Raw genomic sequence first — 12,252 nt, forward strand, 5'->3', positions numbered from 1 at the left:
CCACTCGCAAGGAACAAAACGGCGAGTTTAGAAAGATGATGAAGAAACTATATATAATATTATCCGTTTGCTTGTGGGCAGTTGCCGCACAAGCTCAGAATTTCGGTTCGGCCGCCATGCGCAAGCTGCAAATGGCAGAGTTTGCAATCTCCAATTTCTATGTAGACAAAGTAGATGAGGACAAGTTGGTAGAAGAAGCCATCATCAAGATGCTGGCACAACTCGACCCGCACTCTACCTACTCGGATGCAGAGGAAGTGAAGAAAATGAACGAACCTCTCCAAGGCAACTTCGAAGGTATCGGGGTACAGTTCCAAATGATTGAAGATACATTACTGGTGGTGCAACCCGTCAGCAACGGCCCTTCCGAGAAAGTCGGCATCCTTGCCGGCGACCGTATTATCGCCGTCAACGACAGCGCCATTGCCGGAGTAAAGATGAGCACGGAAGATATTATGAAGCGCCTCCGCGGTCCGAAAGGTTCCAAAGTCAATCTGAAGATTGTTCGTCGTGGCGTACAAGATCCATTGGTATTCACCGTAAAAAGAGATAAGATTCCCATCCTTAGCCTTGACGCTTCTTACATGATTCAACCCAAGACAGGCTATATCCGCATCAACCGCTTCGGAGCAACAACAGCCGAGGAGTTCAAGAAAGCGATGAAGGAACTTCAAAAGCAAGGAATGAAAGATATGATTCTCGACCTACAAGGCAACGGCGGGGGATATCTCAATGCTGCCATCGACCTTGCCAACGAATTCCTGGGACAAAAGGAACTAATCGTCTACACCGAAGGCCGGACTGCCAAACGCAGTGATTTCTATGCCAAAGGCAACGGGGATTTCCGCAACGGCCGCCTCATCATATTAGTAGATGAATACACAGCTTCCGCCAGCGAAATCGTCAGCGGTGCCGTACAGGATTGGGACAGGGGAATTATCGTCGGCCGCCGTTCTTTCGGTAAAGGACTGGTGCAGCGTCCTATCGACCTGCCGGACGGTTCCATGATTCGTTTGACTATTGCCCGTTATTATACTCCATCGGGTCGTTCTATCCAAAAGCCATATGACAGCACTGTCGATTACAACAAAGACTTGATAGAGCGTTTCAATCATGGTGAACTGATGAATGCCGACAGTATCCACTTCCCGGATTCACTGAAAGTACAGACTAAGAAACTGGGACGCACAGTCTATGGCGGCGGCGGTATCATGCCGGATTATTTCGTTCCTATCGACACTACTTTGTACACGGATTACCACCGGAATCTGGTAGCCAAAGGGGTCATTATCAAATTTACGATGAAGTTCATCGAAGGCCACCGGAAAGAATTGTCTAATAAATACAAGAAATTCGAATCATTCAATGATAAGTTTGTCATTGACGACGATATGCTGGCTACTTTACGTGAGATGGGCGAGACGGCCGGTGTGAAGTTCAACGAGAAACAGTATGAGACTTCGTTGCCACTAATCAAAACTCAACTCAAAGCATTGATAGCACGTGACCTTTGGGATATGAATGAATATTTCCGAGTGATGAATACAACGAATGAGAGTGTACAGAAAGCCTTGGAGATACTGAATTCGGACGAGTATCAGAAGAAACTGAAATAAACTGCAAAAATAATTCGAATAAACCGTACCCGATCAAACGCCTTTGTTGTAGTATAAGTAAAATTATAAAAACAGGAGTAATATGCGACAGTTTTATTTTACTTGGACAACAATCGGTTGGCTATTGATTGGATACGGTTTATTTTTTATCCCCTCGCTCACACAGGCACAAGCAGTCATAGAGAAGTTCTCATTGGAATTGAAAGATGAAAGCCTGCCTGAAGCACTGAAACAGATAGAAAAGAAAGGGGGAAAAAGCATCCTCTTCACTTACAACGGAACCGAAAGTTATCGTGTGACAGCCAGTATTCACGAAAAGACAGAACGCGAAGCCATAGAGTTCGTATTGAAAGGCAAACCTTTCGTTTCCGTCGAACGGGAAGAATATTTCGTTGTACAACGAAAGAAATCAAACAAAGCCATCGTCGTAGAAGGCAAAGTATACGATGAGAAAGGAATTCCCCTGCCCTTTGTCAACATACTTGCGCTTGCTGCCGATTCCAGCTTCATCACCGGAAGCGTGACAGAAGAAGACGGCTCCTTTCGTCTACCTGCCATAGCCGGAGAAGATTGTCTATTGAAAGCGACCTACATAGGTTACTGTTCGCAAATCGTCCCCTGCCGACAGCAGAATACCATTCGACTGCAACTCGACACGAAGCTACTCAAAGAAGTCGTTGTAACCGCCGAACGGCCACTCATAGAGCGGAAAGACGGAACTCTGACAGCTAACGTAGCCGGCACTCCTCTTTCACTAATGGGCTCGGCGAGCGAAATGATTTCACATCTCCCTTTTGTGACCGGTACCGAAGGCACCTACACGGTACTAGGCAGAGGTACTCCCGAAATTTACATCAACGGACGCAAAGTCAGAGATATCACAGAGTTGAACCGCCTGCAAGCCAACGAAATACTCTCTGCGGAAATCATCACCACTCCGGGCGTACAATATGGTTCTTCCGTAGGCGCTGTCATCCGTCTTCGCACCATCCGCAGACGGGGACAAGGCATAAGTAGCAGCTTCTATACGGATTATTCGCAAGGACGCAGAGCAAGAGGCAATGAAGGGATATCACTCAACTACCGCACGAGCGGACTCGATATTTTCATAAAAGGAGATTTCGCACAAGTCAACAACTACCTGACAAACACAACAACCCGTGAAATTCACACCACATCCGACTGGATTCAAGAGACTGAAGATAAAGGTAAACACAGCTATGACACATTCAATGGTGAATTAGGATTCAACTATGAAATCAACGAAAACCAATCATTTGGTATGCGCTATATGCCCGGCACAAATATCGGCAGTGCAGAAGGTATGACAGAAGGCACGACGCTCATCCTGCAAGACGGCAAAGAAGTAGACAACCTGCATTCTCTCCAACAAACAAACGCACATACCGGTTGGTGGCAGGCAGCAAACGGATACTACAACAGCACATTCGGCAAATGGAACATTGATTTCAACGCGGACTATCTGTATGGACGTGACCGCATCAAACAATACGCCGAAAACAACGGAATAGAAGACGCCGCGTCAAGCAACCGCGTACGCAATCACCTCTATGCTGCCAAACTTCTTATCACCACCTCACTTTGGAAAGGCCAAATCAGTTTCGGAACGGAAGAAACATTCACCAACCGCCACGACGTATTTTTTCAAAACGGTTTCTCTGCCGATGCGGACGACCGTATCAAGCAGACCATGATTTCCGGATTCATAGACTACAGCCTGCCACTAGGCAAGTTCAACATCTCGGCAGGACTACGCTATGAATATCAAAAAACGGATTATTACGAAAAAGGGATTCATCAGGACGGTCAAAGCCCTACCTATCAGGATTGGATACCTGTAGTCAGTATCAAATATGCTTCCTGCGACTGGTTCTTCGGGCTTTCACACCGGACATTGAAATACAGTCCCAGCTATCGTATGCTCACCAGTGCCATCATGTATATGAATAAATATGCTTATAAAAGCGGAGACCCTTTTCTCGTTCCACAGATACACCGCGCCATTCTTTTAGACGGAGGATGGAAATGGATTAATTTCAACCTTTATTACGACCATACCTGGGATATGTACACCAGTTATACAAAGCCTTATGACGACATCAACCGTCCCGGCATACTACTATTTAGCATGGCAAGCATTCCGCATACCAATACATACGGAGGTTCTCTTGTCCTTTCACCAAAAATAGGTATTTGGCAACCACGATTCACAACCGGTATCAGTTGGTATGATGCTCACGCCTCATCTTTGGGCATCACCCAACACTGGAACGAGCCGTCATTCTATTTTGGGCTAGATAGTAACTTCAGTTTACCGAAAGGATGGTTCATCAACTTGCAAGGAACGATTAGCACCAGAGCCAAGCAAAGCTATGCTTTACGCCACACCGCAGGAAGAGTAGATGCCCAATTAACAAAATCATTCCTGAAAGACGAGCCATTGAAAGTATCCATAGTAGCTAAAGATATCTTCCACACAGCCTACTATTACTTCACTATTTATGGTGACCGGACATTCAGCTCTAGCCGCGATTATTCAGACCATCAACGTTTCGGTATCCGATTGAGCTATCAGTTCAACGCAACGAAAAGCAAATATAAAGGAACCGGAGCCGGCGGCAGCGAAAAGTCACGTTTGTAGGCTTTTATTCAAAAGAGAAGTGTTACTTTTGCAGTATCAGACCCTTAATAAAGCATGTTCCTATTTCATAAAGGCTATACAAAGAAAGAAGTTTTCGAACAGATGTTTGTGGAAATGTATCCGCGAATGGTACGTTATGCCTCACAGTTGACGGGAGATAAAGAAGAAGCACGCGATATAGTGAGCGAAGTTATGGAACAAGCCTGGAAACATTTTGAGCAGTTGGATAAAAACGACCGGGGCGGATGGATTTATACCGCAGTCCGCAACACCTGTCTCAACCGCCTGAAACACCTTCAAGTGGAACATGACAATGCGAGAGCACTCTACGAAGCGACATTAGCCGATGTAGAAAGTAACTATCAGGAACACGAAGCGTTATTGCAAAAGGCGGAAACGATAGCCCGAAGTCTACCTGAGCCGACTTGCACCATCTTACGGCTGTGTTACTACGAACATCTCACCTACCGGGAAGTTGCCGAACGTCTTGGCATCAGTCCCGATACAGTGAAAAAGCATATATCCAAAGCACTACGCACACTACGCGAAGCCATGAAAATTGAAGCCATGAACGATTAAGGAAGGAGAACAGATAATGGAAGAAAAGAAAAAACAGACCACCCGAGAGGAAGCCCCCGATTACGGATTGACGGGAGATGACTGCCGCCCTTTTTCTGATGATGCCGGAACACGCCGTTTGCAAAATGCCTTTGGCGAAGCGTTAGGTGATTTGCCCCTGCCGGAAGAAACCCGGGAAGAATGGGCAGCTTTCTTACAGCGACAGGAACGGAAAAAACGACAGGCTTATCGCCGCATATGGCTGTCCGGTGGCATGGCAGCAGCTATTGCCCTGCTCCTAATCTTATGGTCACCCTGGAATAAATCAGGCAGTACGGCATCGGATATTGAAATATTTGCCGCCTTCGATGTCCCCGAACAGGTCACAACACAAGAAGAAAACGGCAGAATAATCGTTTCCACCCCGCCAACGACTGTCATTAATCTGACATTAGAGGATGGAACCCACGTTCTGTTAAGTGCAAACAGCCGTCTGGAATACCCCAAAGAGTTTAGTCCACGAAACAAACGTATAGTAAACCTCACCGGAGAAGCACGCTTCGAAGTAGCCAAAGACAGTCTTCGTCCTTTCATTGTTTCCGCCGGAGAGATACAGACACAGGTATTGGGCACCGTATTCGATGTAAATGCTTATCCTTGTAATACGCCCACCGTCACATTATATAGCGGACGGGTGCAAGTAGCAAAGACCGATTCTTCACACCGGAAGGAAATGTCACCCGGCCAATCCGCCACATTAAAGACAAATGGTGATATCGTATTATCAAAGGCTACGCAGACCGAAAAAGAAGGATGGACAGATAATGAGTTTTATTTCGACAACACGAAGATGATGCAAGTATTACAGAGTTTGGGAACCTGGTATAATATTAGCGTCATCTGCCACTCTCCCAACCTCTTACAGAAACGGATTCATTTTCGTTTTAGTCGAAATGTTCCGGTAGAAAGCCTGTTGGACACACTGAATGATTTAGGTATTGCACATTTCCAGTACAAGAATGAGCAGATAGTAGTCTATTAAAGAGATGTCTCCTTCATAAACGTACCACAATGAATCATTATCCCACCATTGTATCTAAGGATTTTCAGTACAGAGATTAAGGATTTTCAGTGCAGAAATTAGTAACCTTTTACGTAGCCGAGTAGTCGTCACCTTATAAAGTGATAATAGTCATCTTATAGAGTGACAAATATCACCTTATAAGATGATAAATATCACTCTATAAGGTGACTATTACTTTTAACGAGAGCGAAAAACACTAAAGATACAAAATTAAATAGTGAAAAGCAATAGTGAGACAGGAAATATTGCTTTATCTATTGAGCGAGTGGGAGCATTTTTTCGCTCCTACTCTACTATCAATTATTCTTATTAATCAGATTAATTACGACTTTCACCATCATATCTTTTTCTTCCGTCCGGCTTTCTGCAATCATCAAAGTCAGTGCCACCAGCGTATTATTGCCAATCAGCTTCGAGCCATCAGGTTTATAGAGAATATCATTCCTCTCCAAGAACCAAAGGAATAGAAAGGCGGCAATACGTTTGTTGCCATCACTGAAAGAATGGTTCTTCACAACGAGATAGAAAAGCATCGCGGCTTTCTCTTCAATGCTTGGGTAAAGTTCTTCTCCACCAAATGTTTGGTAAATCGTGTTGATAGAACTCTTGAATGACTGGTCTTTCTCATTCCCAAACAAATCACTGCTTCCAAACTTTTTCTGTAGAAGACGAATGGCATTCATGGCTTCATCGTAGGTAGCACGAAATTCTTTGCTAGTTGTGGTGGAGGTTACTTCCAGTTGCTGATAATCATACTTATCCAGCGTATCCAGACCGTAAGTGTAATCTGTGATGACACGCAATAGCCCGTTGGCCTCATCCAAAGTCAGTTGCTTATGCTCGATAACGTTGGAAAGAAGCCTCACAGTACTCTTCAAGTCTTCCAACTGCTCGGCTTTGGCTTGCTGATTGATGGCATAGCCTTTAATAAGGTAATCTTTCAGAATCTTGTTTGCCCAAATACGGAATTGGGTGCCACGCTGTGACTTTACACGATAGCCGACGGAGATAATTACATCCAGATTAAAATATTCAACCTGATACATTTTCCCATCAGAAGCAGTTGTTGCATTTTTTGCAACAACTGAATTTCTCTCTAACTCTCCCTCATTAAATACATTACTAATATGCCTAGAGATTACAGATTTATCACGGCTAAACAACTCTGCTATTTGATTCAGTGTCAGCCAAACCGTTTCATTCTCCAACTTCACATCAATTGATGTCTTTCCATCTTTCGTCTGAAAAATGACAATATTTCCCCTATTGTCCATTACATTGCCTCCTTATTTTAAGCATTGTGCCCGTCCATTACCTTCGTAGTAATGGACGGGCACACAAAGATACTCCTTTCTAAAGGAAACAAGACATTAAACAGAACTTTCTTTCTTATAAAGCCTGTAAGAGATTCAGTCCAATGAAAGCATCGTTATAATGGAACGTGCCGGAATCTGAACCGTCTTTCCGCTTTTCACTTTCCCTACCGGAAGCAAATCCTCTCCTTCTATATCAGATGTACGATACATCTGCCATTGGATAGTTCCGGTATTATTTTTATTGATACGAAACTCTTTTGATTCATCGGAATAGTTGATAACGACCATGACATACGTTCCATCCGTATTCTTATAAGCAGTACACATCAATCCTTGCTGGTCGGTATCGCCGTCAGGAATCAAATTGTCTGTCTTATCAAAAGCCGAAACGGATAACCGGACTGCTCCCGGGCGAATGAAACGGCTATAATTTCCTAAAGCCCACATCAGTTTGGAATCTTCTACCCTACCATCCAGGAAGTTATCTTCCGCTGTGTATTCACGAATCAATCCGTCTTTGTAGTCACCACCGATAGCACGCCACCATTGCCAGCTCTTTGCTTGGGCATATACAATGTCATGGTGGATGATACGGGCCACATAAAGTGCGGTCTTCATCGTACAGTCATAACCGTTGCCGCCGCCGATTTCTTCGTCATTACCCATGATGCAAGTCTCTGTCTGCCAAAAGTCAACATGGTGTTTATCCAATGTATCACGCAACTGACAACGTATATTCCGCAATTCGCTTAATGGCGTAGTAGTCCAATAACTATGTCCGAGCATCAGCCGGGAAACGTTCGGGGTATCTCCCAAATACGTATCTACACTATCGGGACAGAAGAAAGCCTGAATCTGATAGCCACGTTGCCAATCCGTTTCGTGAGTGCGGAACATACAGCGGTAATCGGAAGACTCATTGACAAGAATCTGTGTATCCATATCCCGGTTTACAAACTCTTTGCTCAACAAACGGACGGTATGAGCCACTTCCCTGTTGGTTGCCGGACAGCCTTCCTGTTTTGGGCCTACCCAGTTCCAATGTCCGTCCGGTTCGTTGAAAGGACATATGTAGTTGAATTTGATACCATCATGCTCTTCTACTCCTTGCACTACGTCTGCCAGGAAACGGGCATACTTTTCGTAACAGTCCGGCTTCAGGTTTGCCGTACCACCACGACCGGTGTTTGTTGCCAGTCCGTTCTGTGTGTAGTGTACAGGAGGAGAGTTCAGGAAAGCAAGGAATTTATTCACTCCCCGTTCCTTGGCCAGTTTGAGGAAGTTACGCTGACCTTGTTGTTTGTTCCAGTCGTACGTTCCGTCGGCGTTGAGGAAACATTCGGCACGCATCCAGGGGGAAGCTATCTGACTGGCTTCACCTTGTTCGGTGCTGCCCGCCCCGACGTTGAAACGCCAAAGGGACAAACCGATGCCTTTGGGCTGTCCGTTCGCATCATTCTCAGTGCTGAACAACCAGTCGGCTATCTGATTTTGTTTCTCCTGCGGCCAAAGTCCGATGAACTGCATACTCCAAGCGTCGGAAGCTCCGAAATAGTTCATGGTTTGGCAGGGTTTGTCCGTTTCTATCTGATAATTTATATCGGGGGCAGACTGGGAAGAACATCCTCCCGCCATACCTGCGATTGAGAAGAAGCCTAAAGCGGCTAAGAGCGTTTTACCTTTCATACTTTAATAACCTAATGCCTTATATAAATCTAATACCTATCAAAACTTTATCCTGTTTATTGCAGTTCATAGACCATTGTTACCACAGATTTCGATGGAATATAGCCGGTCAGATAATCTGCTTCTTCCTTCAAGTCTCTTGTTTCAGAAGTTGTATATTGACGGACTGATTTCACAGTCTTATCTCCTATTCCTTCCAGTGTAGTATCCATATGGATGGTTTCTACTCCCATGTTGGTATATACTACTACCAGTCTGTCCTGTTCAGGAGAAATGTAGGCCGAACCGAAGAGCATACGTGAACCATTAGGGATATTAAGGTCTACACGTTTGTATCCCGGACGGACGAACAAGCTATAGTTACCCAACACCCATAGGTTCTTGCTGGCAGAATAAGTGCCGTCCAAAGCAATGTCACCATAATCGCCATCTCCCGGAATCAATCGAATCATATAGAAGCGGCTTTTTTGGCTATATACTTCTACGCTAGCTGTTGTCCAGTATGACCATGAGCTTACGTTCGCTGTAGCCAGGTCATGATGGAGTACTTTTGCCATAGAGAGTGCCAAATCCATGTAAGTAGCATCATCAAAGCTGTCATAATCTTCGTACATGGTTTCTCCTGCATTATGGAGCATACTCCATTCTGTCTGATAAACTTTGAGGTTATTCTTCTCTGCTGCTTTACGCAATTCAGTACGTGTTTCCTGCAATTGACTCCAGGTTCTGTCAACCCAATAACTATGTCCGCAAACTACATTAGGTTGCATATGTTTTAAATTGCCAATATAGTATTCACCTGCTTTATCTTCAAAGAACTGAAGTATCACCTGAGACTTTTGTCCCTGTCCATCAAAACCATAAACCGATTTCCATGAACCGGACTCAGCTATCAGGATATTTGTTCCTTCCAAATTCTTTTCAGTCAGTTTCTTATCCATTTCCCTAGCTAAATTAGCAATCTCCCAGCTCATCCAGCCACTACCTTCCTGAACGGCTTTTCCATCGCTTCCGGGCCCCCAATCATATTGTGGCTCGTTCAACGGGCTGATAAATGGTATATTATAACCTTCATCTACAAAGTGTTTTGCTACCGTAGCCATATAGTCGGCAAATAGTCCATAGCCGTCTACACCATCATCATTCGTATTTTTCAGATTCGCATACCAGCCGTTATCCGAATATCCTTTTCCATTCTTTGTATAATATACGGGAGGAGTATTGCTGAACAGCACGAATTGGTTACATCCATATTCTTTGGCTTTCTGCATAAAATATTGCTGACCGGCGCATTTGCCCCAAGTGTAAGTTCCGTCGGCGTTCAAGAAACATTCTGCCCGGTTTGCTTTGCTGGCTATATTGCTGGCTTCACCTTGTTCGGCAGTCCCGCCACCAAGATTGACGCGCCACATGGAGAGACCGATTCCTTCGGGTTGATTGTTCTTGACTTCTTGAGAGAATAATAATTTAGCGATTCCTTCTTTATTGTTATCGCTCCAATATTTGCCTACATAGTCCATTGTCCATGCATCGGAAGAGGCAAAACCGTCAATGGTTTGATAAGTTGTTGCGGCATTCACCGTAGCTGTTTCATTTTTGGCTTTCAACACCGGTTCGTAGTCCGGTGAGAAAGTCAGGTCGTCGCTGCAAGCGGAAAAGGCAGCAGTCAGACAGGAAATTCCGAATAAGATATATCTATTTTTCATACGTCGCATTCTTTAATAGTTAGTTGATTTTAATAGCCGGGATTTTGTTCTATACTTCCGTTCGACATGGTTATTTCCGTTGTCGGTATCGGGAAAAGCAAATCGCGGGTTTCGTTGAAGTTGATGCCTTTATCACTTCTTTCTTTTTGGTTGTTCGCTTCATAACTATCTGTGTAGGAAAGGTTGTACCTCACAAATGAACCATTCTTGCCCATGATATTGCAGATAGCCGGTTTACCGTTATCGTCTTTCCAACGGCGAAGGTCGAACAGGCGGTTGTTTTCCAAAGCCAGTTCCAGGCGGCGTTCCTGGCGGATGGCGTCACGAAGTTCAGTTCCTGAGCTTTGAGCTTCTTCCAGTCCGGCACGTTTGCGTATCCGGTTCAATGCCCAGCGGGCTTCGGCATCACGGCCGAGTTTATTTTCCACTTCGGCGTACATCAATAATACATCAGCAAAGCGCAGCAAACGATAGTTCAACGGAATATGTGGCGCATCGTATGGATCGGGGCGTTTGCTCTTCGGGATATACAGTTTGCGTGTCACACGTGCCGATTTATGTTCGTCCGCTTTGATTTCATAAGCTCTGGCTTCTTCATCGCCTGCCACATCCTGCCCGTTTTTGATAATCGTCCATTTCAGACGAAGGTCGCTGCTGCTATATGCTTTTTCCAGGTTACTGGTAGGCAGTCCCCAAGCCCAGCCGCTGTCGTTTCGCGAACCGCAGACAATGGATATACGTTCGCCCAGTGAATAGGAAATATCGCTGTTGGTCTGTATCTCGAATAGGGATTCCTTGTTGTTGTTATAATCCATGTTCCACACTTGGCTGAAGTCTTCCATCAAGTCGTACTCACAAGATTCCCCGGCATACTCCCCACGGCAAATCAGTTCTTGCAGTATCTTCTCTGCTTCTTCATATTTTTCCTGATACAGATATACTTTAGCCAACAGTCCTTGCGCGGCTCCTTTCGTGGCGCGTCCCAAATCTTTTGAGCTATACTCACTACGTTTGGGCAGGTCACCGATAGCGTCCAGCAAGTCTTGTTCTACTGCCGCATAGCTGTCTGTTATGCTGGAGCGTTGGATACCTTGCACCTCACTCGGCAGTTTGACTCCCATCACCAACGGGATACCACCGAAATTACGAATCAAATCGAAATACTGGAAAGCACGCAGCATCTTAGCCTCAGCGATATAACGCTTCTTCAGATTGTCGTTTTCAAAAGAGACTCCAGGGATACGCTCGATAGCTACATTGCAGCGCAGGATACCTTTATAACGGTATTGCCAGAAGTTCTGACAACAGTTCCCCGCATTGTATGTATTGCCGGTATAGTGCGCCAGGTCACGATATTCGCCCGGGTCCTGGGTAGTGTTGCCCATCCACATATCGTCAGTACACATATCAGCAGCCAGATAGAATTTATAAATCTGCCACCAGTCGTCGAAGGCAAGAGATTGATAACAGCCTGTTATCTGCCGTGCACATTCATCTTCATTCTTGAAATATTCGTTCAAGTCTTGCTGCCCTCTCAGCGGTTCTTCGAGGAAGTCGGCGCATCCGGTGAAGGATAAAGTCATGGCAGCCATTGAAAGACCTAATATATATCGTTTCATAATTT

At 45.0% G+C, this 12,252-nt stretch carries 8 protein-coding genes; 4 read left to right on the forward strand and 4 right to left on the reverse strand.

The features are described from left to right. The first annotated feature begins 35 nt into the window (after positions 1-35). The 4 genes from HC965_RS03620 (at position 36) to HC965_RS03635 (ending at position 5,878) form a co-directional block, all read left to right on the forward strand. Positions 36-1,616 (forward strand): S41 family peptidase, encoded by a 1,581-nt coding sequence (locus tag HC965_RS03620; RefSeq protein WP_191030171.1) that lies wholly within the window; start codon positions 36-38, stop codon positions 1,614-1,616. Positions 1,617-1,698: 82 nt separating this feature from the next. Continuing rightward, complete coding sequence (locus tag HC965_RS03625; RefSeq protein WP_191030172.1) at positions 1,699-4,278, forward strand: outer membrane beta-barrel family protein; 2,580 nt, start codon at positions 1,699-1,701, stop codon at positions 4,276-4,278. Between the two features lie 54 nt (positions 4,279-4,332). Further along, positions 4,333-4,857, forward strand: a complete 525-nt coding sequence (locus HC965_RS03630; RefSeq protein WP_191030173.1) for an RNA polymerase sigma-70 factor — start codon at positions 4,333-4,335, stop codon at positions 4,855-4,857. A 16-nt stretch (positions 4,858-4,873) separates the two neighbouring features. Further along, positions 4,874-5,878: a FecR family protein gene (locus HC965_RS03635; RefSeq protein WP_191030174.1), complete on the forward strand. Its 1,005-nt coding sequence runs from the start codon at positions 4,874-4,876 to the stop codon at positions 5,876-5,878. Between the two features lie 338 nt (positions 5,879-6,216). Here HC965_RS03635 and rhuM read toward each other — a convergent pair whose 3' ends face one another. From rhuM to HC965_RS03655, 4 genes are all read right to left on the reverse strand, one after another. Continuing rightward, the gene (gene rhuM / locus HC965_RS03640) at positions 6,217-7,194 is read right to left on the reverse strand and encodes a RhuM family protein (protein WP_191030175.1); all 978 of its coding nucleotides are present in this window, start codon (positions 7,192-7,194) and stop codon (positions 6,217-6,219) included. A gap of 135 nt (positions 7,195-7,329) precedes the next feature. Further along, positions 7,330-8,922 carry a glycoside hydrolase family 30 protein gene (locus tag HC965_RS03645; protein WP_191030176.1) on the reverse strand — a complete coding sequence of 531 codons (1,593 nt, stop codon included), beginning with the start codon at positions 8,920-8,922 and terminating at the stop codon, positions 7,330-7,332. 56 nt (positions 8,923-8,978) lie between these two features. Next, positions 8,979-10,628 carry a glycoside hydrolase gene (locus tag HC965_RS03650; RefSeq protein ID WP_191030177.1) on the reverse strand — a complete coding sequence of 550 codons (1,650 nt, stop codon included), beginning with the start codon at positions 10,626-10,628 and terminating at the stop codon, positions 8,979-8,981. A gap of 29 nt (positions 10,629-10,657) precedes the next feature. Beyond that, a complete protein-coding gene (locus HC965_RS03655) occupies positions 10,658-12,247 on the reverse strand; it encodes a RagB/SusD family nutrient uptake outer membrane protein (protein WP_191030178.1) in 1,590 nt (529 codons plus the stop codon). Between the last annotated feature and the right edge of the window lie 5 nt (positions 12,248-12,252).

This window comes from Bacteroides sp. GM023, assembly GCF_014750685.1.
In the GTDB taxonomy this organism is placed as follows: Bacteria; Bacteroidota; Bacteroidia; order Bacteroidales; family Bacteroidaceae; genus Bacteroides.

Excerpts from the sequence above, each read along its gene's own strand:
- HC965_RS03625 (WP_191030172.1), top strand. The coding sequence starts at position 1,699 with ATGCGACAGTTTTATTTTACTTGGACAACAATCGGTTGGCTATTGATT.
- rhuM (WP_191030175.1), bottom strand. The coding sequence starts at position 7,194 with ATGGACAATAGGGGAAATATTGTCATTTTTCAGACGAAAGATGGAAAG.
- HC965_RS03635 (WP_191030174.1), top strand. The coding sequence starts at position 4,874 with ATGGAAGAAAAGAAAAAACAGACCACCCGAGAGGAAGCCCCCGATTAC.
- HC965_RS03655 (WP_191030178.1), bottom strand. The coding sequence starts at position 12,247 with ATGAAACGATATATATTAGGTCTTTCAATGGCTGCCATGACTTTATCC.
- HC965_RS03650 (WP_191030177.1), bottom strand. The coding sequence starts at position 10,628 with ATGAAAAATAGATATATCTTATTCGGAATTTCCTGTCTGACTGCTGCC.
- HC965_RS03620 (WP_191030171.1), top strand. The coding sequence starts at position 36 with ATGATGAAGAAACTATATATAATATTATCCGTTTGCTTGTGGGCAGTT.
- HC965_RS03645 (WP_191030176.1), bottom strand. The coding sequence starts at position 8,922 with ATGAAAGGTAAAACGCTCTTAGCCGCTTTAGGCTTCTTCTCAATCGCA.
- HC965_RS03630 (WP_191030173.1), top strand. The coding sequence starts at position 4,333 with ATGTTCCTATTTCATAAAGGCTATACAAAGAAAGAAGTTTTCGAACAG.